This is a genomic window from Streptomyces sp. NPDC055103, from assembly GCF_053607625.1.
Genome location: NZ_JBSGTX010000014.1, coordinates 95,954 through 119,081, shown reverse-complemented (window position 1 = coordinate 119,081; position 23,128 = coordinate 95,954). Strand labels below are relative to the sequence as shown.

The window sequence follows — 23,128 nt, the reverse complement described above, 5'->3', positions numbered from 1 at the left end:
ACGGCGCCGTCAGGGGGACGAGGGTGGCTTCCCCGCGCCATGGCGATGCAACGCCAACTAGAATCGAACACGTGCACGAAGATTTGTCGTCGCCCGCGCTGGAGAAGCTTCAGTTTCTACACAGAGTGCAGGTGCGGAACCTGGAACAGACGGAGCGCTGGATCGACGCGGAGCTCGCCCGCCTTCGCGAGAGGGCTGCGCGCCGCCCCCTGCCGGAAGGGCCGACGATGGTCCTCTCCTACCTACGGGAGGGCGGCCGGGCCGTAGCGGACAGCATTCACCTCGGCGACTGCCGCATGGCGGCCAAGCACACCAAGCCACTCACCGAGGAGCAGGCCCGCCGGGCCCTGGCCGTCGACGGGCTCCGCGCGTGCGAGATCTGCCGACCGGATGCCGAGCTCGGCATCCTCGGCTGACTCGATGCACCCTGGAGGCATGGACGGCGCCCCGATAGTGGTCCACCCGCCCTCACCCAGCGGAGGCCGGCGAGTCACCGTGCACGGCGGCACCATCCTGGGCCTCGCGCACAGCGACAGGGATGTCGTCGAGTTCCTCCGGCGCGCTGGACTCCCAGAAGCCGACGACCTGCTCGATGACCCCGCCTGGGTGAAATGGAGGGGCGGCCGCGCGCACGAGTACGAGGCAGCTTGAACTGATCACCGCCGCATGTCAGACCCGACCCCTACCGTGATGGGCATGCCTCCGCGCTCCCGGCCCCGCAGCCCTCTGCGGCCTGCCGCCGACGAGATCAACTCGTCCATCCGCCAGCTGATGGACGAGGAGCCCGACGGGGAGCCGCGCTCCGAGAAGTACAGGCGACTCCTGGTCCAGTGGGCCGCGGCCACACGGAGCCCTCAGAGCGCCCGGACGCCCCGACGGACACCCTGTCCGGCCAGTGCCCGCGCAGGTCAGAAGCAGAGGGCGGGGTCGCGGAGCACACCGTGTCCGGACAGCCGGACGACCGGCGCGGACGCACTGTCCGGACACAGCAGTGCGCCCCGCCCGGGTTCCACCGCCGGACGAGGCGCACAAGGGCCCGAGTAGCGCGGACAGCACCGAAGCTAGTGTCCGGGTCGGACACCGCCCCGGAGCGCCCCCGGCCATGGCGGATCTCTCCGGGCACGCGCCCACGCCCTCACGTGCTCCCTCGCGCCTCTGTTTGCCGACACGCTGTCGGTATCTACTCGACCGCATGACCATCCTCACTGAGCGCGACGCGCCGACTCCCGATGGCATCAACCCGGCACGCGCACGCCGCGCCGTCCGGGCCCTGTACACCGGGCCGGCCCTCACGGCCGCAGACCTCAGCGCCCCCCTCCTGGCCCTGCCCGACAGCTCTATGGGCAGCGGCTCACTGCCCGGCGCAACATCGCTCGCCGGCGTCCCGGCAACCGTCGCCCGCTGGGGTCCCCGTAGTAACCGCCGCGGAAACAACGAATATCGCTGACCTGGGACGATGCCGCTCGCCGCTGACGATCAGCAGCCGCCATTGCGCCGTGTCTTGAGGAGCGGCCGGGTCGTTCACCATGCAATGCGGTAAGCCGCCGATACGACGGGACGGCCCGCACACGAGTGGTTGTGGTGGGGGTTCTCGGTGGCAACCCGTGTGTTCGCGGACGACGAGCTGGCGAGGCTGCGCGGCTTTCCGGAGATCAACAGGGAAGAGCTGATCCGGTTCTTCACCCTGACGCCGGCGGACGTGGGGTTCATCGACCCGGGCCGCGGCCGTAGCCCGAAGGACCGGCTGGGGCTGACGGTCCAGCTGTGCACGCTGCCGTGGCTCGGGTTCGTCCCGGACGACGTCCGCCGCCCGCTATCTGGCGGATGAGACCTACCGCAGGAAGATCGCCCGGCAGCTCAACAAGGGCGAGTCCCTGCACTCACTGCGCCGCAGCCTGCTCTACGCGCACGAGGGCGCGATCCGCCACCGCCACCTGGCCGCACAGACCGAGCAGGCGTGGTGTCTGACGCTGCTGACCAACTCGGTGGTGACCTGGACGACGGAGTACTACGGCCTGGCCATCGCGCAGATGCGGGCCGAGGGCCGGGCGGTCGACGACGAGCTCCTCGCGCACATTTCCCCGGCCCACAGCGAGAACGTGAACTTCTTCGGCACGATCAACGTCGAGGTCGACACCGAGCTCGCCAAGCTCGACCCGGCCGGCTACCGGCCGCTGCGGGCCCGCCGCCGCGAGCGGCCCTAGCGTCACGGACGCTCATTTGTTTGGTCTGTATGTGTGCAAGGGCGTTTCACAGTCGGGGTGTTGCTGCGATCGTGGGGGTGGACACGGATGGTTGGCGAGGTTGGGGGCGGCATGGGTTGGAACCTCAGGTGGGCGGTGGCGGGGCTGGTGACGACGGCGGCTCTCGCCGTGCCGGTGTGGCTGGGCGGAGCGGTGGTGCTGCCGCCGCTGGTGGAGGATCCCGCGATCCGCTGGCCGCTGGCCTCCGCGCTGGGTACGGCACTGGCGGCTTCGTGGGGTTACGGCTTCGCCACCCGGGGCCGGCCAACGACCGGGCAGGCGCCGTCCAGTCCGTCGGTGCAGGCCACGGCTGAGCGCGCCGTCGCCATCGGCGGGAACATCTCCGGGTCTCTCTCCACTGGCGACCAGCCCGGAAGCAGGCACTCGTGAAGTGGCCCTTCCGGCGCCGCGCGGCACAGCCGGAGCCGCCCGCCCCCGTACTGACCGGGGACCACCCCGACACCCTGATCTCCCGCAACAACCTCGCCGGCGCCTACGAGTCGGCGCGGGACCTGGGCCGGGCCATCCCGCTGTACGAGCAGACCCTCACCGACTCCGAGCAGGTGCTGGGCGGGGACCACCCCACCACCCTGGCCTCCCGCAACAACCTCGCCGTGGCCTACAAGTTGGTGGGGGACCTGGACCGGGCCATTCCGCTGTACGAGCAGACCCTCACCGACTCCGAGCAGGTGCTGGGCGGGGACCACCCCACCACCCTGACCTTCCGCAGCAACCTCGCCGTCGCCTACCAGGTGGCGGGGGACCTGGACCGGGCCATCCCGCTGTACGAGCAGACCCTCACCGGCAGGGTCCGCGTGCTGGGCGGGGGCCACCCCTCCACCCTGGCCTCCCGCGACAACCTCGCCGTCGCCTACGAGTCGGCGGGGGACCCGGAGAAGGCCATTCCGCTGTACGAGCAGACCCTCACCGACTCCGAGCGGGTGCTGGGCGGGGACCACCCCGACACCCTGACCTCCCGCAGCAACCTCGCCGGCGCCTACGCGTCGACGGGAGACCTGGACCGCGCCATCCCCCTGCACGAGCAGACCCTCACCGACCGGGTCCGTGTGCTGGGCGGGGACCACCCCGACACCCTGACCTCCCGCAGCAACCTCGCCGGCGCCTACGCGTCGGCGGGAGACCTGGACCGCGCCATCCCCCTGTACGAACAGACCCTCACCGATTCCGAGCGGGTGCTGGGCGGGGACCACCCGTTGACGGGAGTGGTCCGAAGCAATCTCGCCTTTGCCGTCGCCGAACGCGATGGCGGTGAGCCCGGGCATCCTTGACCCATGCCCAACTGGCGCGCCACGCCGATGAACTGGGCATCGGGGCTGGTGGTTGCCGCCCGTATCTGAGGGTCTATCGTGCCTTCATGCCCAGTGATCTGATTCGCATCGTTTCCCGCGATTCGCCGATGGCGCTCGCCCAGGTGGAGCGTGTCCGCGCCGAACTGGCCACGCTCCACCCGGACGTGACGACCACCGTCCTGCCGGTCAAGACGACGGGCGACCGCTGGATGGGCGACCTCTCCCAGGTGGAGGGGAAGGGAGCGTTCACCAAGGAGGTGGACGCCGCGCTCCTCGCCGGTGAGGCCGACCTCGCGGTGCACTGCGTCAAGGACGTCCCCGCCGACCGGCCGCTCCCGGCCGGGACCACGTTCGCCGCCTTCCTCAAGCGCGACGACATCCGGGACGCCCTGATCCACCCCGGCGGCCTCACCCTCGACGAACTGCCCGCTGGCACGCGGATCGGCACCTCCTCCGTACGACGGATCGCTCAGCTCGCCGCCTCCCACCCGCACCTGGAGTGCGTCCCGATCCGGGGCAACGCGAACAAGCGACTGGAGAAGCTGGCCGACGGCGACGCTGACGCGCTACTCCTGGCCGTCGCCGGCCTGGAGCGGATCGGCCGGAGCGACGTCATCACCGAAGTCTTGTCCACCGACGTGATGATGCCGCCGATCGGCGCCGGCGTCCTGGCGCTCCAGTGCCGTGAGGGCGACACGGACCTGATCGACCTGGTCAGCGACCTCGGTGACCGCAACGCCTACCGGGAGACCCAGGCGGAGCGGATGCTCCTCCACGTCCTCCAAGGGCACTGCAACTCCCCGATCGCCGGGTATGCGCGGGTCGAGCGCAGTGGGGAGCTGTCGCTGCGGGCCACCGTGTTCTCGCCGGACGGCAAGGTCATGCTCCACGCCCACGAGTGGGCGGGCCGTCTCGACCCAGCCACTCTCGGCACCTCCGTTGCCGTCGCCCTCCTCCGGCAGGGCGCCCGTGACGTGATCGACGGCATCCCGCACTAGGTTCCCGCAGGGGCGCGGGCGGCCGCTCCGGTCGGTGCCGCGCCCCCGCCGGTTCGCTGCCTGGTGCTAGGGCCTGTTGGGAAAGTGTTGGCCCCGGCCAGGAACGTCTGGCTCCGCCGTGCTGGTTGTCAGTGTGTTCTCGTAGGCTCTCGGCGGTCTGATCGAAGGGATTGCCATGGAAGACCCGACGGGTATCGCAGCGCTGGCCAGGATTCTTCCTCCGGATCTTGGTACTGACGAGGAGATCGACTGGGCGGCCACGGAGGCGCGGTGGGGCACGCGGTTCCCGCGGGACTACATGGCCTTCATGTCCGTGTGGGGTGCCGGTTCCTTCGAGGAAGTCTCCATCCTCATGCCCTTGCCGAAGGAGTACATCCAATGGGATCCCGGGACCTTCGAGGAGGAGACGGAGAACGCCCGCTACACCTGGGAGATGTTGGACGGTCAGGAAGGTCTCGACATCAACCCAGACCACATCCTCGCCTGGGGTGTCACCTCCGGCGCGGACATCCTGTGCTGGCTGACCACCGACCCCGACCCCGACCATTGGCCGGTCCTGGTCTGCGGTCGCCACACCCGTGAGGACTTCACCCTGTTCTCCTGCGGCATGGTCGAGTTCCTCCGCAAGCTGCTCCTGGACGAGTCCGACCCTTACCCGATCAGCATCGATCTCCGCGACGCCTCACCACGCTACGTGCACTGGGTCGAGCAGCAGCGTCGCTGGAAGGCGGGCTTGGACCGGTACTCCGGTGAACTGCGGTCCGCCAACCAGTAGGGCGCGCGGCCCTGCTGGTCACAGCCACTCATTGATGGCCGCGATCAGCACGATTGCGTGATATCGGACGGCGAGCTTGTCATACCTCGTGGCGACTGCGCGGTGGCGCTTCAGGCGGTTGATTCCGCACTCGACAGCGTGGCGCTCCTTGTAGTCGTCCTTGTCGAATTTCGGCGGGCGGCCGCCCCGGGAACCGAGCTTCTTGCGGTTGCGGACCTGGTCGGCCTTCTCCGGGATGGTGCATCGCACACCTCGTTTGCGCAGGTAGGCGCGGTTCGCGCGGGAGCCGTACGCCTTGTCCGCGCGAACCCTGTCCGGTTTCGTGCGTGGTCGGCCCGGTCCGGTTCGGGGCACCCGGATACCGTCCAGGACCAGCTGGAACTGGGGGCTGTCGTGTCGCTGGCCGGCGGTGACGAGCAGGGACAGTGGTTTCTGTCCCTGCTCGACCGCCAGATGCAGCTTGGTCGTCAGGCCGCCGCGCGAGCGCCCGATGGCGTGGTCGTCGGGCTCGGTGTCGATGCCTCCGGGAGGCTCCTTCTGCAGGTCCCCTCTTTTGCGTGCTCCGGCGGCGTGCTGGTGGGCCCGAGAGATTGTGGAGTCCACGCTGACGTCCCATGTGATCAGACCTTGTGCGTCGGCTTCAGCCTGCAGCTTCTCGAAGATCCGATTCCAGGTGCCGTTGCGCTGCCATCGCCGGAACAGGTCATAGGCTCGGTCCCATGGTCCGTAGCGCTCAGGGAGATCCCGCCACGGCGCCCCAGTCCTGGTCCGCCACCGTATGCCGTCGATCAGCTGCCGATGTGTCCAAGTCCGAGGGCGGCCGGGCTTCTTTCCCACCGGCAGCAACGGCTCCAGACGCTCCCACTGGTCGCCCGTCAGATCACCACGTCCCACGGCTGGGGATCATCCCCGACCTTGATCAACTTTCGCAACAGGCCCTAGTGCGCGGTAGCGGGCCACAGCACCTTGTCGGTGTCTATGTCCACGACCGAGACCCACTCGGCTGCGGAGACGGCCCCCTCGACCACGTGCCAGTGCTTGCTGCCGAGATTCCGATCGTTGACGTAGGAAGGATCGTCGGGAGTCCAGACCGGCACGCCGAGCGACTGAAATGCGTTCGGAGGCACGTTGACCTCTGCCCAGCCGAACCAGTGATGGGCCTCGGCCTCGGGTATCCGCAGCTCAAAACGGATGGTCCGGCCGTCTCGGAAGCCCCACGGAAGATCCTCCGGGTCCGTCGACTCCATCATGTGCACCGTCATCGGCGCAGACCCGTCCCTCGGCCATCGGGGCTCAAGGGCCCCCGCGGCGAGGATCTGCTCCCAGGACTCGGGCTTCGTGAAGTGGTACAGGGTTCGAGTCATTGGATCACCGTAGCGACGTCACCCCGGCCGTCGGGCATACCTTGAGCCATCGCGCGCTCCCTCGTATGGATGCTCGTTGGGCCACCTGGTGAACCGGCGGGCCGGTGCAACCGTTGGCGGGGCATGAAGATCGATGATCAGCACATCGCCGAACCGGGACTCGTCGTCCTCGACGTCACCGCAGCAGACGAGGACACCCTGCGCACCGTAATGGACAGCCTCCAGCAGCAATGGGCGACCTCCGGGATTACCTCAGTGCGGCGCACGCCGGGTGAGCAAGGGGTCACGGCCCGGATCTACGCGGACGTACGCCGCCACCCCTCCCCAGCCGGAACCTGAGGCACCCTGGATGCATGGACAGAGCGCCGATAGTCGTCCACCGCCCTTCCCCCACCGGGGGTAGGCGAGTGACCGTGGGCGACGAGATCCTCGGCACTGGCGCACAGCGACCAGGACATCATGGAGTTCCTACGGCGGGCCGGCCTACCTGACTCCGAGCTCCGAGCACCTGCTCGATGACCCCGCGTGGGTCGAATGGCGAGGAGGCGGCGCGCACCACTACGAGGCGGCTTGAGCTCGCCAAGTAGGCGCCCACCTGATCCGGTACGCCCCGCCCGGGTTCCACCGCCGGACGGGGCGCACAAGGTCCGAGTAGCAGCAGCATGGACGGGTCCGAAGCTAGCTCCCGGGTCAGACAGCGGCAGGAACCGGGCGCCAGTCAGACGGTCGCCCTCTTGGGCTTCAGCTTGCTGCGGACCTTGGCGAGACAGGCCACGTAGAGCGGTTCCCACCATGGCCGTACCTCTGGCAGGGGCGCGGCACCTTCAGCAGTCCCGGACCCGCAGGCCCTACATGCATAACCTCATGCAAACGGGCCGACGAGACACCTATCCTGCTCTGTTCACCACCAGAGAGGTGCCCCGACATGACCGGCCTGACAGAACCCCTCGACGACGCCCAACAGTTCGTGATCGATCTCCTGTGGTCGACCTTCGCCGAACACCAGCAGTTCCCGACGTACTTCTACGTCAACTACCGGATGCGCCAGCAGGGCCACGACACAGTGGCCGTACTCAACAGCTTCCCCGCTGCAGGCGCTGTCCTGACCCACAAGTACCGGGCAGTCCGATGGTGGGGCGCAGACCACAACCCTGACGACTCGGGACCGGTCTCTCTCACGCTCGGCGGACTCCACCACGTCCGCGACGATCCGGCCGCAGAGGTGATCGGCCTCGGTTTGCTGGCCTTGATGCGGGACATATCCCGGGCCCAGGAGGCGATCCTGAGCTCACCATTCAACGTTCCCGACATCTCCGTCAGCTTGGACGACTCCGTGAAGGAGATCGACGGAGCGCAGGACTACCTTCCGCACATGGGGGTGATCGCCGACCACGAATGGCCCGGCATGCGATTCGACAAGCACAACCGCCGGGGGCGCCTGGGCATGCTCATCAACCCCACATTTCATAGCCTTTCAGGCTATCTGGACGCAGTGACCGCCGCCTTGGCCCCGCCTGCACCGGTGGACGAGCTGCCCTTCACTGAACCGCGCGCTCTGCTGCGCGCCCTGAACTACCTCGACGTCACCAGCGAACTGATCCTCGGCCGCCCGCTCGTCTCCCGGCCTCCGATGGAGCGCTCCAGTCTCCTGGCTCTTGATGCTGACGATGAAGCCATGTTCCAGGCTGGCCTCGTCGTCCTCACGGACATCCTCCGCGATCTCCAGGTACCTGGCGGGACGCCCAGCAGCGGCCTTAGCCGTCTCGCAGGCCACCTCGCCCAGCGCCTGCCGGCCATCAACCAGCCCGTGATTCAGCAGACGGTGGAACTTCTCGATCAGATCCGGGTCCTTCGGAACTCCGCCGTCCACCCCAAGCCGTCGCTCAGGCTCCTTGCAGCGCACCAGGCTCTTGGCCTGCCCTTCCCCGTCCGCGACTTCACTGCGGCCTGGGACAGTGTTCGGGCGCACGCCGAGCGCGCGATCAACCGCCTACAGGAAGAAATCCAGGCCGCCCGCCCCTCGGAGTCGTAAGGGCGGGCGGAGATCAAGACGCCCCATGAGGCCGTGGCGGGGCTTGCCCCGGCTCCTCCTCGTCGGGACAGAGACGGGAAAGCCTGCGATTGGCGAGGTCCACGGCATCCCGCAGCGACCCGCCCGAGTTGGGATACAGCTCGTGCTCGAACCGGGTAAGCCGCTCCTCCATGCCGGACATCCGCTCCATCACGCCCGGCCGAGCAGGAACCCCCGGCCGCTCCGGCTCGCCCGCCCAGTCGTCCATGAAGTTGTTGAACTTCCGGCCGAGATGGAGCAGCGCGCGCAGTCCTCGCCAGCCCACTGCGAGCAGGCCGGCGAGGACAGACACCACGCCGCCCCAGACAAGCGCGGTGTCCAGGGCAGGGATGCCGGTCTCGATGCTCACCGGTCGAGGTCCGGGCGCGGCGTGTGCCTCACGGCCCAGCCGGACACGAACGTGACCGCAGTCGGGACGAGCGCGAGGACGAACGGGGCCAGCGCGTCCGGCATCGGGGCGAGCAGGCGCGCATTGTCCTGGACGGCGGCGAGGACAGCGAGGACACTGGTCGATCCGAGGTAGGCCGCGGCCGATGCCCAGGTGACCTTCTTCTCTACGGGGACAGTCGTCATGATCAGGGTCCTTTCAGGCGGTGACGGTGAAGGTGTGCTTGGCGGCGAGGCGGGTGAGGCTGGTCCGGCCGGGGATACCGTCGGCCGGCTGACCCGGTGACCGGCCCTTGTACCCCAGGCGCTCCTGCCACCGGCTGTATGCGGTGACCGTCTCCCAGCCGTAATGCCCGTCGCCGTACCGCTTGGACAGCAGCCCCTCGTCCACAAGGGCGGTCTCCACGACGCGCACCCCGGCGTAGGACACCGGCGTACCCGCCTTGTAGCGGTCTGCCAGGGCCGCGGCGACGAGGAGGGACAGGTCCACCACGGGACGCTGCGGGGCCGGCAGAGGTCCAGGCACGGCCACGCCGAGACGGCCGGCGACCCGCTCCCGCATGTCGTCCATGCCGAACCCGAGGGGGTCCGGCTTCCCGGGCTGCCACTCCCGGTGACCGAGGACCGAACCCGCCCCCCAGTCGTGGAACCGGCACAGCGCGGCGGACGCCCGCTCGATCGCGTCCAGTTGGACATCCGGCCACGGGTCCTCGCCGTCGCCGAAGTTCTCGCACTCGAACCCGTAGAACGCGCGGTTGCCGTCGACCGTGGCCTCGTCGTCCTTCGGCAGGCGTGTCTCCGCGATGACCGCCCGCAGGACGTCTGGGTCGCCGAGCCCGGCGTGATTCGCGCGGCCGTGGCCCACCAAGTGGACCGTGCCGTCCTTCGCGATGACCCCATGGCACAGCGGCCCCGGCAGACCGGCGTACCCGTCCCGGCACATGGCCACGGTGTGCGCGGTGCCCCGGGTCACGGTGTGGTGGATCATCACGCCGTGGACCTCGCCCCACGGCCCCATGTGGTTCCGGGACCTGCCACGCCAGGCCCCGACCTCCACGACGTTCAGGCCCTCGCCGCGCAGCGCGCGAAGGAGCTGGTCCACTCCGATCGGCGGGGCCATCAGACCCGCTCCGGCCAGTGCCAGGACCCGCCGAGCATCCCGGCCGCGTCCGCGTGCACGGAGCCGCCGACCGCGAGTGGGTGGAAGAACTGCCCGGTGGGGTTGAACACGGCCAGGCCGACGCGGCCGGTGTCCTCCTGGTCGACCTCGGTCACGATCGCGGCCCGGCACGCGGGCGGGAACTGCTGGGAGCCGTCGCTGCGCAGCGGGGTGCCGTGCGAGACGTAGTGGACGATCCGGCCGACGGCCGCGGTGGGTTGAGACATGGGCACCTCCAAGGGAGCGGAACAGACGTGTCCGGACACTGTTCGGACACCGGTTGTGGACATGTCCGGACAGCCGTCCGGGCTCCGAGGCGTAGGGCTGTGACCTGGGCGGACACTGTCCGGACACGGTCTGTCCGGGGCGGATAGCTGCCCTCGCCCGAGGGGTGGGTGTCCGGGTCATCCGTACAGCTCCACGATCACGATTCCGCGCTCCCCGGCGCGGCCGGCCTGGGCTGCACCGTTCGCGGAGATCGACCCTCCGCCCCCGCCGCCGTAGCCGCGCGGCACGTTGCCGACGCCGGCCGACGCCCGGGAGGCGCCACCGTGACCCATCTGGGAGTCGCCGCCCGCGCCGCCGATCCCGGCACTGGCGCTCAACCGGATGGCGCCCTCGCCGCCCCCGCCGCCGATGGCCCAGTCACCCGTACCGGCAGCAGGGCCTGGGGTGCCGTTGGCGGTCGTCGCCGTGGTGCCCGTCGCCATCTGCGCGGGCCCGCCGGGGCCGCCGAGGGCGGTCGCGTGCGCCCCGAAGCTAGAGTTGCCCCCGTTGCCTCCGGCTCCGTTGTTTGAGGCCCCTGCCGCGCCCCCGGCCCCCACGGTCACGGTCTCCGGAGCGGCGAGCGCGGCCACGTCGATCAGGGACTCCGCGTACCCGCCGCCCGCACCGCCGGCCCGCCAAATGGACTGGGCGGCCGCGGCCGAGGCGCCGGCCGACCCGCCGCCCCCGGCCTGGACGCGCACCTTCACCCGGGCCAGCCACGGATACAGCGACTTGTCGAACTGGAACGTCCCGGCCGTATTGAAGATCAGGGTCTCCCGCAGCCCCATAGTCCCGGGCTTGAGGCAGATGTCGCCGTCGGCGTTGGTCTCGAAGTATTCGTCACACAGCGCCAGCGGACCGGACGCGCCGCCGAAGGTGAACACCCCGTCGTCGCTGCCGAAGGTCGTGGCGTTCGCCGGATCCGTCGACAGGTTCACGCTGATCGTTCCCGTGCCCGCGTCGTACGTGATCCCCGGCCCGGCCTGGAGAAGCTGCTCCAGGTCGACGCTCACCACGAACGGATCGTTCGCGGACCCGTTGCCCGAGACGTTGATCGCCCCGGAACCGCTCATCGCGCAGGAGCAACCCCCCTGGCATCCACACCGAGCCATGCCTATCCCTGCCTCTCCTGCGTTTCGCTCTGCTCTCCGGGGCTCTCGTCATCACAGCCGCATTCGACCGCGCACCCGCACGGCAGGATCGGCCGCGCCTGCTGCCCCGGCGGGGCCGTGAGATCGATGTCGTACCGCTGGCCGTTGACCCAGCCGATCCCGGCCGGGAACGCCAGCACCCCGGCGCTGGCCTGCGCCGCTCGTCCCAGCGCCCGCTGGGCCGACGTGCCTGCGCGGAGCGGCTGCTGGACCGCGCGCTGTCCTGGAAGTGGGCTCATGGGGGGTCTCCTACGAACGGGTCGCCGATCGGAACGAGGGAGATGCCCACGTTCTCGCCGCTGTCGCCCCAGTCCACGTCGACGTCGGACAGGCGGTAGGGCTGGCTGACGTTCATGCACATGCCGGTCGCGGCGACGTCCACGCGGACGCCGGCGACGAGCTGCCGCATCGAGATCGGGGCGGTCGTCGCCAGACCGGCCCCGTCGGGGATGCGGATGCCGGTGGGCACCGGGTTCCGTCCGGCGTACGAGGCGCGGGCGATCTGCCACAGGTCGTACGCGGACAGGCCCTCAGCGGTCGAGCGGATCAGGGTGTCCAGCCGCCCGTACACCGAGCTGACGACGCCGGAGACGCCGAACTGGCCGCCTGTGATGTCCTGGTCGTCCTGGTTGGTGACCCACACCAGCGAGGCCGCGTTCGTGCCATCCCGGACGATCTCGATGTCCCCGGCGAACGCGTCCAGCGTCAGCCGCGCCTGCGGGCGGTCGGCGGTCGTCTGCGGCCGTCCCAGGATCAACGAGCGGCCGACCGTCGTGTACTCCAGCCCGCGGGGCACCAGCTCGTCGTCCAGGATGCGCAGGATCGGCACGATCCAGATCTCGTTGTTGAGACTGCCGTCCTTCTCGAACCTGGCGTCCACGGTGTCGTCGTCGCGGACGATGTAGTCCAGCATCACCGGCCAGTCCGGCTGGGACGCGAACAGGCCGGCCTCCAGGTTCAGCCGGATGATCGTCTCCGCGATCTCCTGCACCGGACCGACGTGCATCGGGTCGGCCTGGTTGGTCGACAGGTACCGCAGCAGCGTCGTGTTGTTCGTCCGCGCCAGCCACTCGGTGACGTCCCGCGCCTCGATCAGGAACCGCGTCCGGTTCTCCGTCGACCGGATGATGGGCCCCTGCCACACCAGCTCGCTGTCCCGGTAGATCGACAGCTCGTGCGCGTACGGCTCGATCTGCCCGAGCTGCCCGCAGCAGCTCGCCCCCGCCATGCCCTTGGCGATCGTGATCGACGCCTCCGACGTGTCGTTGACCGTGCGGTTCCACTTCACCGACGTCAGCGCGCTCACGGTCGGCGAGGTGAACGGCAACGAGCCGCCCCGCCAGTGGATGACGGCCCGGTACTCCTGGGCGCAGCCGAGGACAGCCATCAGCCCACGTCCGATCGGGGAACGAGGAGGACCCGGGCGCGGGCGTCGGCGGCCGTCGTCGCGGCCGTCGACAGGATCTCGATGCACACGCCGGCCGGGCACGAGAACACCGGCCACTCGAAGGCGGCACCGAGAGGCCCGTACAGGATCGGCGAACTCGTCGCCGACCCGGACACCCCCGACGGGCAGTCGACCTCAGCAACCTGCGTACGGCCGTCCACGGTCAGCCTCGCCCCCGCGGGCAGGTACGGGATCTGGATGTCCGTACAGGCCGAACACGGGTCGGCCAGCTCCGAGCAGTCCGTGCCCAGCGGATTCGCCCAGAACCGCACGATCAGCCGGCGCAGCGCCGTCCCGCCGGTCTCCAGCTCCAGGACGGGCACCGCCTCCAGCCACTCCGGCTGATCGACCGGGGACACGGCGACGACCGACCGGCGGAACTGGGCAACACCCGTCGGGTAGCAGGGGTCGACCGGCACCGGCGCCCGGATCGGCAGCGGCGGAGGCGGACACAGCGGGTCCTCCAGGCACGGAGTCGCCTCGGCGCAGTCGCCGTAGATCTCGTCCGGGTCGAACGTCACCAGGTCGCCGTCGGCCAGGTCTACCCAGTCCGTCAGGGTCGTCAGCGGCTCCCGGTAGATCCACGGCACCGACGCGGCCAGCGTCCACGTGACCTCGCCGATGATGCCCTCGGGCAGGTGGCGCACCGCCGTGAGCTGCGGGCCGGACATGAGGCCCACCCCGTACAGGTGCCGCAGCTCCGCCGTGCCGTCGCCGGTCGGGCAGCAGGCGAAGACGCCCAGCTCCTCGCCGTTGCAGCTCCCCTCACACGGGGCGCCCTGCAAGGCCGCCGACAGCCACTCCAGCGCGTACGACAGGGCGCACTCATCGAGGACCAGGAGCAGCGCCGTGTACGTGATCTCGCGGTGCGAGCGGCGGGCCACACCGAGCGCCGCGCCGTCGCCGACGAGCTGCACCGCGTCGCGGGTGAGCGTCGACTGCGAGAAGCCGATGGCGTCCAGGCCCATGACGCCGAGGAACCGCGCCGACTCCGGGACGGCCGGGTCGTACCAAGGCGCCGGGTCCGACACCGGGTCGACGTACTCCAAGTCGTTCAGGACCGTCGCCAGGTCCGGGCACGGGTCACACCCCGTCAGCAGGCAGTGCTCGGCCGCGTAGACCGATGCCCTGGCGGAGTTGACGATCTCCGTACACCCGAAGTCGGCGTAATCGCTGATCACGTCACACCCCTGCCGCTCGTGCCATTTGCCCGTACAGGTACTCGGCTAGGACCCGCGAGTCCTGCGCCGGCGTCGAGATGTTCCAGTTGTGCGTTACGTGCCGGTCTCCGGCGACGGTCGCGGACCGGCCCCCGCTGTCGATCGCTCCACGGCGGGCCAGGAGGTCGAGCAGGCCGGACTTCTGGGCGAGTTCGACGGTCCGGGCCGGCCGGGTGAGGGGCAGGACGACCTCCTTGCCCGCCTCGCCGATCAGGGCGGCCGTCGGCTGCGTGACGATGCCGCCGTTGGCGAAGGGGAGCAGGTTCCGCACCGACGACGGCAACCCGCTCTTGATCTTCGAGACGATGCGGGCGCCGATGTTCCCCAGGCTGCTGACGATCCGGCCGGGCAGCGTCGAGAACAGGCTGACCACGCTGGAGATCAGCGAGCTCACGGCGGACCGGGCGGAGCCGACCGCGCTGCGGAACGCCCCGGCGATCCGCGAGCCGATCGAGCGGAGCGCGGAGGCGATCCGGCCGGGTAGGCCCGAGAAGAAGCTGACCACCGACGAGCCGAGCGACCGGGCCGCCGACAGGGCGGAGGAGCCGGCCGAGGTGAACATCGCCCGCACCCGGCCCGGCAGCGCGGCCAGGGCGGACGCCACCCGGCCGGGGAGCTGGGAGAAGAACGAGGCCGCCTGCGACAGGAACGAGGTGATCGCCGCGCGCGCCGAGTTGAAGGCGTTCCGGAAGGCCGTGAGGATCCGGGAGCCCAGCGACGCCAGCGCCCGGTAGACCCGCCCTGGCAGCTCGGTGAAGATGAAGATCACGGCCGCTACGGCGGTGAGCAGCGCGATGCCGACGGCCGCGACCGCGTTCACGAACAGGTCGACTAGCAGGCCGGGCAGCGCGGCCAGCCCGGCGAGGATCCGGCCCGGCAGCAGCACGAAGAAGTTGATCACCGCGTTGAAGCCGGTGGTCAGGGCGGTGCCGAGGGTCGTGAACAGCGATGAGAAGAAGCCGGTCACCGTCGACGCCAGCGTGGTCAGTGCGCCGGTGATCCGGCCGGGCAGGCCGACGACGAACGTGATCGCCGAGGCCAGTCCGGCAATCAGCCCCCCGAGGACGCCGACCACGGCCTGGATCACCGGGACGACCGCGTTGATCGTCAGCCAGGAGACGAACCCGGCCACGATGGCCAGCAGCGGGGCCGACATCCGAATGAACAGGGCGTTCAGCGGCGCCATTACCCCGACGAGCTGGACGATCGGAGGCAGGAGCGGCAGGAGCGCCTGCACCACGGCGTTGAAGGCCGCGGTGATCGGCGGCAGGACGGGCAGCAGCGCGTCGACCAGCGCCTGGATCACCGGGACCAAGGCGGCTGCCACCTGGGCGAGGACGCCCGCCAAGGACGACAGCAGCGGGGACAGGCCCCGGACCAGCTCGGCGACCGCCTGCCCGATCCCAGTCGCCAGCGGGGTCAGCGCGCCGACCAGGGCGACGAACGCCGCGGTGATCGGCGGCAGGATCGGCATCAGCGCGCCGACCAGAGCGGTAATAGTCGGGGCGAAGGCCGCAGCTAGGGCGGACAGGACTGGGGCCAGTGCCGTGGCGACGACGTTGACCAACTGGCCGACCAGCGGCAGCAGTGGGGCCAGCGCGTTGATCACCGCAGCGATCGACGCACCGAGCGGGCCGAGGCTCGGGCCGATCGCGGCGAAGGCACCGGCGAGCGCACCCGCGACGGACTGGAGGCTGGGCGCGATGGCGGCCAGCGCGGGGCCGAGCGCGCTGACCAGGCCGACGATCGCCGGGCCGAGGGTGGAGAAGACGGGGCCGAGGGCGGGCGCGATGGCACCGACCTGGGTGACCGCCGCGGCGAGGATCGGGCCGAGCTGCGCCGCGATCGTGGCGACCGTCTGGAACAGGCCAGTGATCGCCGTCTGGCCCTGGGCCGAGTTGACGAACGCCGCGAACGAGCGGGTGATCTCCTGGATGTTGCCGAGGAGCCCGCCGCCGGACACCTGTGCGGCGTTGAAGACGCCGGACAGGATCGAGCCGACGTTCCCGATAATGTCGCCGAGCTGCGCGAAGACGTTCAGCGCCTGGTCGACCCAGCGCACCGCGTCGCCGCCGGACGCGATCCGCTGGAGGAACAGCCCGAACCGTTCACCGACGCCCGCGATCCCCGACGCCAGCTCGGCGCCGAACCGGTCGCTGATGACGGCCGCGACCTGGAGGAAGCCCGCGGTGAGCTTGTTCGTCGTCTGCGCCAGGCCGCCGACGGCCGCTTCCGCGCCGCCGAGGATGCTCTTGACGTTGGCGACGCCCTTCGCGCCCTGGAGGTAGCCGGTGACCCCCAGCGCCGCCCGCCCCCAGGCCGCCGCGATGCCGGTCAGGCCCGACTGGAGCGGCCCACGCAGCGCCGACGCGACCTTGGTGATCTCCCCCTCAAGCTGGGAGAAGAAAGCTTCCTGGACGCTCTCGCGCAGGGCCTCGAAAGCCGGCTCGAGCGCCCGGACTTCCCGCGCGGCCGACTGCGCCGCCGGAGACAGGTCCTCCAGGGACTTCTGGAACTCCTCGGCGGTCCCTGTCAGCGCCGCACCGAACGCGTCCTGGACGCCGGACAGGGCCAGCTTCAGCGCGCCGAGCGCGGCCTGGACGCCGAGGGCGACCGCCGGGTAGGCGGCGAGGATGCCGACCGCCGGGGCGAGAGCCGCCGCCAGGCCGATGAAGCCCTGCGCGGCGCCCGCCGCGGCGATGCCGATCGCGCCGATCCGCAGCAGCCCGCCGAGCGCCCCCGCCGCCCGGCCGGCGATGCCGCCGAGGCCGGCCAGCGCCCGGGAGAGCCGGTTGGTGTCGACGTCGACGCCGACCGTGACGTCCGGCGCGTTGTGCGCCCGGATCCGCTCGTCCAGGCCATCGAGATCCGGGACAACCCGGATCGAGACCTCTTCGCCGGCGAGGAGCCCGCGGATGCGCTCCAGAAAACCCGTCAGGTCGGGGGCGACCGGCAGGTTGATGGACTCCAGCGACCGCAGGCCGGTGAGGAGCGCCGAGTCGAAGCGGCGCAGGTCCGGCAGGACGGTGACGCTGACGGCCGCACGATTCAGACCGCGCTGGACATTCCGGCGAATCGCATCGCCGACATTGCGGGTGCTGCGGTCCAGAGCCCGCTGAATGCGGATGCCCAAGTCCCGGGCGTCGGCGACCGCATCAGTCGAGTCCAGGACAATCCGGATGACCCCGGACCCGTAGTCCTCGTCCTCGGCCAAAGCAGAACCTCACGCGTGTGCGTAGATTCGCCTGGCCCAAAACCAACAGCGGTGCCCCCAGAGTAGCCGCTACGCCACCCTGGGGGCCGTGTCTCCTACCGCGTGAGCTGCTCGTCGACCAGCGACAGGACAAGCGGGAGCACGCGCGCCGGAAAGTACTCCTTGCCCCTCACCGACTTCTCGCCCGCGCCGCCGAGGGCCTCGAGAACCTGCCGCTCAAGGTCCGGCGCCACGGTGCCGGTGAGGCCGGTGTGGAGGCGGACAACTCGCGACAGCCCGTCACGCGCGTGGTCGGCGAGGCGCGGGCGCGGGTCGCCGGACGTGATGCCGAGCTTCACCGTCTCGTCGTCTTGCACGACGTAAAAGACGTCCCACACCTTGCCCCGGCAGAAACGGCAGATGCCCCCTCCCTGCTTGATGCTCGACGGCCACGGGTAGGTCACGTGCCCCGCGGCACACCGGACCTTGTGCGGGGCTAGGGCGCCCTTCCAGGCCGGTTCAAGGACCACGCCGCCCAGCTCCGCCACTCGGGCGCGGAACAGCGCCTCAACGGCCTTCGGGTCCCTGCCGGAGCACGTCCGGCACAGGCCGCCGTAGCGGCCAGCGTTGCCCGGGAAGATGTCGAACTCGTGGCCCTCGGCGCAGGCGATACAGACCGCGGTCGCGTTGTTCACCCACGCTCCGAGTACGACACCGCCCCGCTCCTCCACGCGCTCCCGGAACGCGGCCTCCGCCACCAGGGGTTCGAGACCGACACAGGTGCGGCAGATGCCGCCGCCCCTCTTCACCCCGGACGGGAGCGGAGTGCTCTCGTGGCCGAGGCCGCAGCGGATCCGGTGGGGCGTCTTGTTGCCCAGCCAGGTCGGTTCCAGGACCGTGCCGCCGAGTTCTTCAACCCGGGCCCGGAAGGCGGCCTCTGCCGTCCGTGGGTCCTGCCCGGCGCAGGCTCGGCAGAACCCGCGCCCTCGGGCGATGTCGTTCGGCCACGTCGTGCACTCGTGTCCGTTGCGGCAGCGGGTGCGGTGCGGCTTGTTGCTGCCGAGGTATTCGGGCTCCAGGAGCGTCGCGCCGAGTTCCGCCAGGCTCGCGCGGTACGCGGCCTCAGCGCGGTAGAACTTCGGGCTTCGCCGCTTCGTTGGTGGGTCAGGGGGTGCCGTAATCTCGGCCACTGGCTGGCCTCTTCTCTCTCAAGGGGTTCGGTCAGGACCACCGGTGTTCGAGCACTGGTGGTCCTACCTATATCGACTCCGGGGGATGCCGGATGGTTTCCCTCTTGAGAGTGAAAAAGCCCAGGTCGGAGGCCGTTTACCCGGCTCCGAGGCGGGCGTCTTCCGCAGCCAGACGGGCCATCATGTCCTGCACCTGGCTGCGGTTCATGGCGGTCCCGGCCGGCCGCTCCCGCCGAGCCGGAGCCTTCGAGCCCTTCGGCGGCGCGTACAGCTTCGCCCGGTTCCTGGACCGCTCGTTGTCATCCTCCGCGCTCGCGTCGATGGACGCCTCGGCGGCACTGAGCATGACCCTCAGCGGCCACGAGTGGACATCGACCCCCTGGAGCGCGAGCCCGCCCTCCCACTCGGTCCAGGACTCGATGATGCTGGCGCAGAGGCGCTGGACGACGTAGGAGGGCGCTGGCCGCCTCCGTACAGCTCGACTACCCACTCCAGCAGCTCGACCAGGACCCGGTCGGGCAGGCGCATCCCGGCGTCCACGACCTTGGCGTTCTTCTTCGTCTCGGCCGCCTCGCGGGCCTCGTCCGGGTCGAAGTGGCTGCTGACGACCTTCGCGCCGACCTTGACCTCCCAGCGGGCGAACTTCTCGGCGGACTCCGGCAGCATCAGCTTCGCCAGGAAGACGCGCAGCGCCTGGGTCGTGTCGCGGACCTGCGCCAGGTCCACGTTCGTCATGTCCGACAGGTCGATGCTCAGCCGCTTCGTCGTGTCCTGGAGGCTGGCATAGGTGTCCAGGAACTCGTCGCCCATGACCTCGGGCAGGAACTCCAAGGTGACGTCGCCGATCTCGGCTTCGTGGGGGCTCGTGTTGAGCGCGAACTGCTTCTTCACGGTGGTGGCCCTTCCGTCCTTCGCGTACGCCCGGCCCACAACCAGCGGCGTGTGCGGCCGTAAGGGTAGAGCACGCACGGAACCGCTCAACGGCCCTGACGTAGCGCTCTGGCCAAGAAGTTGTTCGCCCTGGTGCCCGGGTGCCGGACGTACGCGGCGAACACCTCCCGGCCCCGGACCACGAACCTCAGCGCCTTCTTCCTGCGAGGCCGGATGATGTGGGGCCGGGTGCCGTCGAGGACGAACCGTGTCGCCGGGTGGTCGCACACGATGACCCCCTGCAGACCCGTCGGCCCGCTCTCCACCTTCCACGAGATGTAGCGGCCCATCGTGCCGGGCGCCTCCCGCTCCGCGATCCGCGCCGTCCGCTGCGTCCGCTCCGCGAGCCGTCGGGCCACAACGCCGTTGCGCAGCCGCAGCGTCCGCGCGATCCGGCCCGGGTCGATCCTCACCTCAACGGGCATGGCAGCCTCCTACGGGCGCAGCAGGGCGTACTTTTCGCCCGCGCCGTTCGTCTCGACCTCGGGCGTCTCGACCGGCGACGGGCTGATGTCGGAGTAGTCGTAGGCCCGGACCTCCAGGTCGCCGTGCTCCTCCCACATCCGGTGAAGACGGGCGATCAACTTGCTGATCTTCACAGTGACTCCTCGCCGGGGCACACGCCGCAGCCGGGCAGGGCCACCGTCGCGCGCTGCTCCAGGCCGACGCAACCGCCTTCCGGCCCGACCGTCCGCTGAACGCCCATCACGAACCGGCGCCCGCGCCGCCTCTGCTCCGTCCCGGGCAGGCAGCACAGCAGCGCGTTGTAGACCGTGACCATGTCGACATGCAGGGCCTGCGCCGCCGCCGACAGCTCGGCGCACGACGGGGGACAGCCCTGCTCGTTGAAGGTGGGCGCGCACCGCAGCAGCGTGACCACGACCTCCAGCGCAGTGACCGAAGGCGGGACACAGCCGCGCACGCCCTGCACGATCCGCGCCTCGCCGGGGAACTCCAGGTCGCTCGAAGGGTAGATGCGGGCTACCGACACGGTGAGCTGCCCGCCGGCCGCCTCGTCGCTGCACGGGTCGTCGCACGCGTCCCACGCCGGCTGTCCGGGCACGACGCAGGTCCGGCACGAGGGACAGCCGGGCTGCCCGTCGACCAGGGCCGCGGTCTGGTCGAGCGCGACGCACACGCAGCCGAGGACCGCTTCCGTCAGCTCGTGGATCGCCAGCGGAGTCAGGGCCACGTCGTCACCCTCGGCCTCTTGTAGTCGGGGCTGTAGACCCTGCTCGGGCTGGTCAGCCGATACGGGTTGACCATGGCCAGCCACATGTCCGTCAGAGGCAGCCCGGTCCGGCCCTCGCTGTAGATCAGCGTGGGGTCCGGCATCTCCATCTCGACGCCCTGACGGACCAGACGCGTCAGGTTCCGGTTCGACTTGCAGCCGCACGAGCCGCTGGGCGAGCAGCCCTTGAGGAGGTGGCAGGTCAGCTCGGACACGGCGGCGATCGCCGCGTCGTCGAGCGGCAGCCCCCACCGGTATGTGACCGTGAACGTGCCCGGCCAGCCCGATGGTTCGGCCATGTCCTGGCAGTCCGGCCAGCACTCGCCGTCGGTGCGGACGAGCTTGCCGGGGGCGTCGACCCGGTACTGCTCGGGGAGCAGGACCTCGCCGCCGACGTCCACCTCGACGACGTCGTACACCGGGCCGGACAGGTACACCTCGCACAGCTCCGAGCACGAGCAGTCGGACTTGCAGCCGCATGCCGTTGAGGCGTTGCGCCACTGGCCGTCGGCTCCGATGTACGGGATCCACGGACCGGTGCCCACGCCGGCCTGGAAGCTGGTCACCGTGCCGTCGAGGCACGAGCGACGGCACGGCCGCACGGTGACCGGGCACGGCCCCCAGCGGCGCCCGGACAGGCCCCACAGGATGGTCGAAGCCACGCGCGCCCACCGGTCGACCTGTTCCTGCTCCATCCCCTCAGGGATCTCGCAGCACAGGTCGACGGGCCACGCGTCACACGGCCCGACTTGGATCGGCATCAGCGCCTCCCGGTCTCGTAGCGGCACGGCGTCGGGAAGGCGCGGCGGATGAACTGGCCGACGTGCCCGGTCGCGAAGCTGTCGGGCATCGTCGACAGGAACGGGGACTCCGGCCCGAAGCCGCGGGGGGCCCGGTGGAGGATCTTCACGTCCTGGACCTCCTCGCCGCCGAGGCCGGCGAGATTGCCGTACAGCGATCGCTTGTGGACCGCGTCCAGGTGCCGGCCAGCGTCGAGCGCGGCCAGCATCGCCGTCTTCTCCACAAGCAGCGGGACGTGCAGCTCGTACGACAGCGGATCGTCATGTCCGAGGCTGGCGAGGAGGTCTCGTGTCTCGCGCATTCCCCGGAGGTACGGCCCGGAGCGGCGGGCGGCGTAGTACGCCTCCACCTGCCGCACCGGCCCCCGGTGCAGCACCGGCATGCCGTCCGGCTGCGGGTGCATCACGAAGAAGTCGTCGTTGCACAGCACGACGGTGTCCGAGACCTCGGGGTGCTCGCATGCCGCCCGCATGGCCGTGGTCGTGTTCTGGTACTTCGTGCCGCTCTGCGCGGTGGGGATGTGCCGGACGCCGTCGAGCCACGGCAGGCGGTGCCCGATCACCCATACCTGGCCGTGCGGGAGGTGAGCCGCCCACGAGCGCAGCGCGTATCGCAGCTGCTCGTTGGCGGCCCCCTCGCGGACGGGCACGACGATGTCCGGCGCTCCCATCAGGACGCCAGGCAGAGGTCGCCGAGCACCGGCGTGTACTCGCCGAGCGGCTCGGGGGGCTGCACGGTCGTTTCGAACGTCCTGCGGTGGCAGGCCGAGCCGAGCGGGGTGAGGAGCGTCCCGGGCGTGCCGGCCGCGTCGATCGGCATGACGTCGTACGGGCCGACGCCCCAGCCGCCACCGGCACGGGTCGAACCGGACAGGGTCAGGGACGCCGCCTCGCTGCCGACCTCGAGGTCGCCGAGCATGCCGTTGGTGACCCACGGCATCAGGAAGTAGATCCATGCGCCTTCGCCCGCGCCCGTGGCCGCACAGGCGTCGCCGCCCAGGACTTCGGCCCACAGCTCCAGCGCGAAACCAGAGTTGCAGCGGATCGAGCAGTCGTCGTAACCGATCGCCTTGCCGTCCCACCCGTACACGACCGGGTTGCCGGTGGTGATCTCGATCAGCTCGGGGCTGACCTCAAAGAAGTTGAGCTCGATGTCGTAGCCCTTGAAGGCGGGGCAGCCCTTCTTGAAGCCGCAGATGCGGCCGTTTGCGGCCTTGTACTCGACGTCCTCGCCCTCGTCCACGTTGGCGCTCATCGAGAGGTTGGCGAAGCAGTCGAAGACGTAGCCGTTGTCCTCGCCGCAGACGGGACGGCCACAGCCGTCGACCCTCGTGACCCGGATGACGTCGGCGTTTGCGATCAGTGGCACTGCGGCCTCCAACATGAGTTGGT

At 70.3% G+C, this 23,128-nt stretch carries 31 protein-coding genes and 1 pseudogene; 12 read left to right on the top strand and 20 right to left on the bottom strand.

From position 1 onward, the window contains the following. The first annotated feature begins 131 nt into the window (after positions 1–131). The 9 genes from ACWFR1_RS12295 (at position 132) to ACWFR1_RS12255 (ending at position 5,326) form a co-directional block, all read left to right on the top strand. Positions 132–416 (top strand): DUF6233 domain-containing protein, encoded by a 285-nt coding sequence (locus tag ACWFR1_RS12295; RefSeq protein WP_453549586.1) that lies wholly within the window; start codon positions 132–134, stop codon positions 414–416. 19 nt (positions 417–435) lie between these two features. Further along, positions 436–651: a hypothetical protein gene (locus tag ACWFR1_RS12290; RefSeq protein WP_453549583.1), complete on the top strand. Its 216-nt coding sequence runs from the start codon at positions 436–438 to the stop codon at positions 649–651. Between the two features lie 541 nt (positions 652–1,192). After that, the gene (locus ACWFR1_RS12285) at positions 1,193–1,447 is read left to right on the top strand and encodes a hypothetical protein (protein ID WP_453549580.1); all 255 of its coding nucleotides are present in this window, start codon (positions 1,193–1,195) and stop codon (positions 1,445–1,447) included. Positions 1,448–1,594: 147 nt separating this feature from the next. After that, positions 1,595–1,828, top strand: coding sequence for a DUF4158 domain-containing protein (locus ACWFR1_RS12280; RefSeq protein ID WP_453549578.1), 234 nt, complete (start codon positions 1,595–1,597; stop codon positions 1,826–1,828). Then, the gene (locus ACWFR1_RS12275) at positions 1,818–2,204 is read left to right on the top strand and encodes a Tn3 family transposase (RefSeq protein ID WP_453549620.1); all 387 of its coding nucleotides are present in this window, start codon (positions 1,818–1,820) and stop codon (positions 2,202–2,204) included. The genes ACWFR1_RS12280 and ACWFR1_RS12275 overlap by 11 nt, the downstream gene beginning before the upstream one ends. A 111-nt stretch (positions 2,205–2,315) precedes the next feature. Continuing rightward, on the top strand, positions 2,316–2,633 hold the full coding sequence (locus ACWFR1_RS12270; protein WP_453549576.1) for a hypothetical protein: 318 nt from the start codon (positions 2,316–2,318) through the stop codon (positions 2,631–2,633). Next, on the top strand, positions 2,630–3,532 hold the full coding sequence (locus ACWFR1_RS12265; protein WP_453549574.1) for a tetratricopeptide repeat protein: 903 nt from the start codon (positions 2,630–2,632) through the stop codon (positions 3,530–3,532). The genes ACWFR1_RS12270 and ACWFR1_RS12265 overlap by 4 nt, the downstream gene beginning before the upstream one ends. 86 nt (positions 3,533–3,618) lie before the next feature. Next, positions 3,619–4,551, top strand: coding sequence for a hydroxymethylbilane synthase (gene hemC, locus ACWFR1_RS12260; protein WP_453549573.1), 933 nt, complete (start codon positions 3,619–3,621; stop codon positions 4,549–4,551). A 175-nt stretch (positions 4,552–4,726) separates the two neighbouring features. Next, entirely contained in the window at positions 4,727–5,326 is a 600-nt protein-coding gene (locus ACWFR1_RS12255; protein ID WP_453549571.1) for an SMI1/KNR4 family protein, read from the top strand. Between the two features lie 18 nt (positions 5,327–5,344). Here ACWFR1_RS12255 and ACWFR1_RS12250 read toward each other — a convergent pair whose 3' ends face one another. Together ACWFR1_RS12250 and ACWFR1_RS12245 are read right to left on the bottom strand one after the other, a co-directional pair. Next, entirely contained in the window at positions 5,345–6,220 is an 876-nt protein-coding gene (locus ACWFR1_RS12250; protein WP_453549569.1) for an IS5 family transposase, read from the bottom strand. Positions 6,221–6,264: 44 nt separating this feature from the next. Next, on the bottom strand, positions 6,265–6,690 hold the full coding sequence (locus ACWFR1_RS12245) for a hypothetical protein (RefSeq protein WP_453549566.1): 426 nt from the start codon (positions 6,688–6,690) through the stop codon (positions 6,265–6,267). 123 nt (positions 6,691–6,813) lie between these two features. On the opposite strand from ACWFR1_RS12245, the gene ACWFR1_RS12240 reads away from it, so the two are divergent. The 3 genes and pseudogenes from ACWFR1_RS12240 to ACWFR1_RS12230 all read left to right on the top strand — a co-directional run bounded on the left by ACWFR1_RS12240 (position 6,814) and on the right by ACWFR1_RS12230 (position 8,722). Next, on the top strand, positions 6,814–7,029 hold the full coding sequence (locus tag ACWFR1_RS12240; RefSeq protein ID WP_453549563.1) for a DUF6207 family protein: 216 nt from the start codon (positions 6,814–6,816) through the stop codon (positions 7,027–7,029). Between the two features lie 14 nt (positions 7,030–7,043). After that, positions 7,044–7,264: pseudogene (locus ACWFR1_RS12235) on the top strand (hypothetical protein). Between the two features lie 351 nt (positions 7,265–7,615). Then, positions 7,616–8,722, top strand: a complete 1,107-nt coding sequence (locus ACWFR1_RS12230; protein ID WP_453549561.1) for a hypothetical protein — start codon at positions 7,616–7,618, stop codon at positions 8,720–8,722. A gap of 13 nt (positions 8,723–8,735) precedes the next feature. On the opposite strand, the gene ACWFR1_RS12225 is transcribed toward ACWFR1_RS12230, so the two are convergent. The 18 genes from ACWFR1_RS12225 to ACWFR1_RS12140 form a co-directional block, all read right to left on the bottom strand. Continuing rightward, a complete protein-coding gene (locus tag ACWFR1_RS12225; RefSeq protein ID WP_453549558.1) occupies positions 8,736–9,110 on the bottom strand; it encodes a hypothetical protein in 375 nt (124 codons plus the stop codon). Then, positions 9,107–9,334, bottom strand: coding sequence for a holin (locus tag ACWFR1_RS12220; RefSeq protein WP_453549555.1), 228 nt, complete (start codon positions 9,332–9,334; stop codon positions 9,107–9,109). The genes ACWFR1_RS12225 and ACWFR1_RS12220 overlap by 4 nt, the downstream gene beginning before the upstream one ends. A gap of 13 nt (positions 9,335–9,347) precedes the next feature. Beyond that, positions 9,348–10,268 (bottom strand): N-acetylmuramoyl-L-alanine amidase, encoded by a 921-nt coding sequence (locus tag ACWFR1_RS12215; RefSeq protein ID WP_453549553.1) that lies wholly within the window; start codon positions 10,266–10,268, stop codon positions 9,348–9,350. Continuing rightward, on the bottom strand, positions 10,268–10,534 hold the full coding sequence (locus ACWFR1_RS12210) for a hypothetical protein (protein WP_453549551.1): 267 nt from the start codon (positions 10,532–10,534) through the stop codon (positions 10,268–10,270). Before ACWFR1_RS12210 ends, ACWFR1_RS12215 begins: the two co-directional genes overlap by 1 nt. 177 nt (positions 10,535–10,711) lie before the next feature. Next, positions 10,712–11,647, bottom strand: coding sequence for a glycine-rich domain-containing protein (locus tag ACWFR1_RS12205; protein ID WP_453549548.1), 936 nt, complete (start codon positions 11,645–11,647; stop codon positions 10,712–10,714). A 41-nt stretch (positions 11,648–11,688) separates the two neighbouring features. Then, the gene (locus ACWFR1_RS12200; protein WP_453549546.1) at positions 11,689–11,964 is read right to left on the bottom strand and encodes a hypothetical protein; all 276 of its coding nucleotides are present in this window, start codon (positions 11,962–11,964) and stop codon (positions 11,689–11,691) included. Then, positions 11,961–13,112 (bottom strand): hypothetical protein, encoded by a 1,152-nt coding sequence (locus ACWFR1_RS12195; protein ID WP_453549544.1) that lies wholly within the window; start codon positions 13,110–13,112, stop codon positions 11,961–11,963. The genes ACWFR1_RS12200 and ACWFR1_RS12195 overlap by 4 nt, the downstream gene beginning before the upstream one ends. Beyond that, positions 13,112–14,353 carry a hypothetical protein gene (locus ACWFR1_RS12190; protein WP_453549541.1) on the bottom strand — a complete coding sequence of 414 codons (1,242 nt, stop codon included), beginning with the start codon at positions 14,351–14,353 and terminating at the stop codon, positions 13,112–13,114. Before ACWFR1_RS12190 ends, ACWFR1_RS12195 begins: the two co-directional genes overlap by 1 nt. 1 nt (position 14,354) lies before the next feature. Next, positions 14,355–17,606, bottom strand: a complete 3,252-nt coding sequence (locus tag ACWFR1_RS12185) for a phage tail protein (protein WP_453549539.1) — start codon at positions 17,604–17,606, stop codon at positions 14,355–14,357. A 95-nt stretch (positions 17,607–17,701) separates the two neighbouring features. After that, positions 17,702–18,775, bottom strand: a complete 1,074-nt coding sequence (locus tag ACWFR1_RS12180) for a hypothetical protein (RefSeq protein ID WP_453549537.1) — start codon at positions 18,773–18,775, stop codon at positions 17,702–17,704. 136 nt (positions 18,776–18,911) lie between these two features. Continuing rightward, entirely contained in the window at positions 18,912–19,121 is a 210-nt protein-coding gene (locus ACWFR1_RS12175; protein WP_453549534.1) for a hypothetical protein, read from the bottom strand. A 5-nt stretch (positions 19,122–19,126) separates the two neighbouring features. After that, positions 19,127–19,666 carry a hypothetical protein gene (locus tag ACWFR1_RS12170; RefSeq protein WP_453549531.1) on the bottom strand — a complete coding sequence of 180 codons (540 nt, stop codon included), beginning with the start codon at positions 19,664–19,666 and terminating at the stop codon, positions 19,127–19,129. A gap of 86 nt (positions 19,667–19,752) precedes the next feature. Beyond that, a complete protein-coding gene (locus ACWFR1_RS12165) occupies positions 19,753–20,130 on the bottom strand; it encodes a hypothetical protein (RefSeq protein WP_453549528.1) in 378 nt (125 codons plus the stop codon). Between the two features lie 9 nt (positions 20,131–20,139). Then, complete coding sequence (locus ACWFR1_RS12160) at positions 20,140–20,304, bottom strand: hypothetical protein (protein WP_453549526.1); 165 nt, start codon at positions 20,302–20,304, stop codon at positions 20,140–20,142. Continuing rightward, the gene (locus ACWFR1_RS12155) at positions 20,301–20,897 is read right to left on the bottom strand and encodes a hypothetical protein (RefSeq protein WP_453549523.1); all 597 of its coding nucleotides are present in this window, start codon (positions 20,895–20,897) and stop codon (positions 20,301–20,303) included. The genes ACWFR1_RS12160 and ACWFR1_RS12155 overlap by 4 nt, the downstream gene beginning before the upstream one ends. Then, positions 20,888–21,697, bottom strand: a complete 810-nt coding sequence (locus ACWFR1_RS12150; protein ID WP_453549521.1) for a hypothetical protein — start codon at positions 21,695–21,697, stop codon at positions 20,888–20,890. The genes ACWFR1_RS12155 and ACWFR1_RS12150 overlap by 10 nt, the downstream gene beginning before the upstream one ends. Beyond that, a complete protein-coding gene (locus ACWFR1_RS12145) occupies positions 21,697–22,407 on the bottom strand; it encodes a hypothetical protein (RefSeq protein ID WP_453549519.1) in 711 nt (236 codons plus the stop codon). Before ACWFR1_RS12145 ends, ACWFR1_RS12150 begins: the two co-directional genes overlap by 1 nt. Next, on the bottom strand, positions 22,407–23,105 hold the full coding sequence (locus ACWFR1_RS12140) for a hypothetical protein (RefSeq protein WP_453549516.1): 699 nt from the start codon (positions 23,103–23,105) through the stop codon (positions 22,407–22,409). Before ACWFR1_RS12140 ends, ACWFR1_RS12145 begins: the two co-directional genes overlap by 1 nt. Positions 23,106–23,128: the final 23 nt, after the last annotated feature.

Coding starts and splice junctions, on each gene's coding strand:
- ACWFR1_RS12290 (WP_453549583.1), top strand. CDS start 436: ATGGACGGCGCCCCGATAGTGGTCCACCCGCCCTCACCCAGCGGAGGC.
- ACWFR1_RS12285 (WP_453549580.1), top strand. CDS start 1,193: ATGACCATCCTCACTGAGCGCGACGCGCCGACTCCCGATGGCATCAAC.
- ACWFR1_RS12270 (WP_453549576.1), top strand. CDS start 2,316: ATGGGTTGGAACCTCAGGTGGGCGGTGGCGGGGCTGGTGACGACGGCG.
- hemC (WP_453549573.1), top strand. CDS start 3,619: ATGCCCAGTGATCTGATTCGCATCGTTTCCCGCGATTCGCCGATGGCG.
- ACWFR1_RS12255 (WP_453549571.1), top strand. CDS start 4,727: ATGGAAGACCCGACGGGTATCGCAGCGCTGGCCAGGATTCTTCCTCCG.
- ACWFR1_RS12245 (WP_453549566.1), bottom strand. CDS start 6,690: ATGACTCGAACCCTGTACCACTTCACGAAGCCCGAGTCCTGGGAGCAG.
- ACWFR1_RS12240 (WP_453549563.1), top strand. CDS start 6,814: ATGAAGATCGATGATCAGCACATCGCCGAACCGGGACTCGTCGTCCTC.
- ACWFR1_RS12230 (WP_453549561.1), top strand. CDS start 7,616: ATGACCGGCCTGACAGAACCCCTCGACGACGCCCAACAGTTCGTGATC.
- ACWFR1_RS12220 (WP_453549555.1), bottom strand. CDS start 9,334: ATGACGACTGTCCCCGTAGAGAAGAAGGTCACCTGGGCATCGGCCGCG.
- ACWFR1_RS12215 (WP_453549553.1), bottom strand. CDS start 10,268: ATGGCCCCGCCGATCGGAGTGGACCAGCTCCTTCGCGCGCTGCGCGGC.
- ACWFR1_RS12210 (WP_453549551.1), bottom strand. CDS start 10,534: ATGTCTCAACCCACCGCGGCCGTCGGCCGGATCGTCCACTACGTCTCG.
- ACWFR1_RS12205 (WP_453549548.1), bottom strand. CDS start 11,647: ATGAGCGGTTCCGGGGCGATCAACGTCTCGGGCAACGGGTCCGCGAAC.
- ACWFR1_RS12200 (WP_453549546.1), bottom strand. CDS start 11,964: ATGAGCCCACTTCCAGGACAGCGCGCGGTCCAGCAGCCGCTCCGCGCA.
- ACWFR1_RS12195 (WP_453549544.1), bottom strand. CDS start 13,112: ATGGCTGTCCTCGGCTGCGCCCAGGAGTACCGGGCCGTCATCCACTGG.
- ACWFR1_RS12175 (WP_453549534.1), bottom strand. CDS start 19,121: ATGCTCAGTGCCGCCGAGGCGTCCATCGACGCGAGCGCGGAGGATGAC.
- ACWFR1_RS12165 (WP_453549528.1), bottom strand. CDS start 20,130: ATGCCCGTTGAGGTGAGGATCGACCCGGGCCGGATCGCGCGGACGCTG.
- ACWFR1_RS12150 (WP_453549521.1), bottom strand. CDS start 21,697: ATGCCGATCCAAGTCGGGCCGTGTGACGCGTGGCCCGTCGACCTGTGC.
- ACWFR1_RS12145 (WP_453549519.1), bottom strand. CDS start 22,407: ATGGGAGCGCCGGACATCGTCGTGCCCGTCCGCGAGGGGGCCGCCAAC.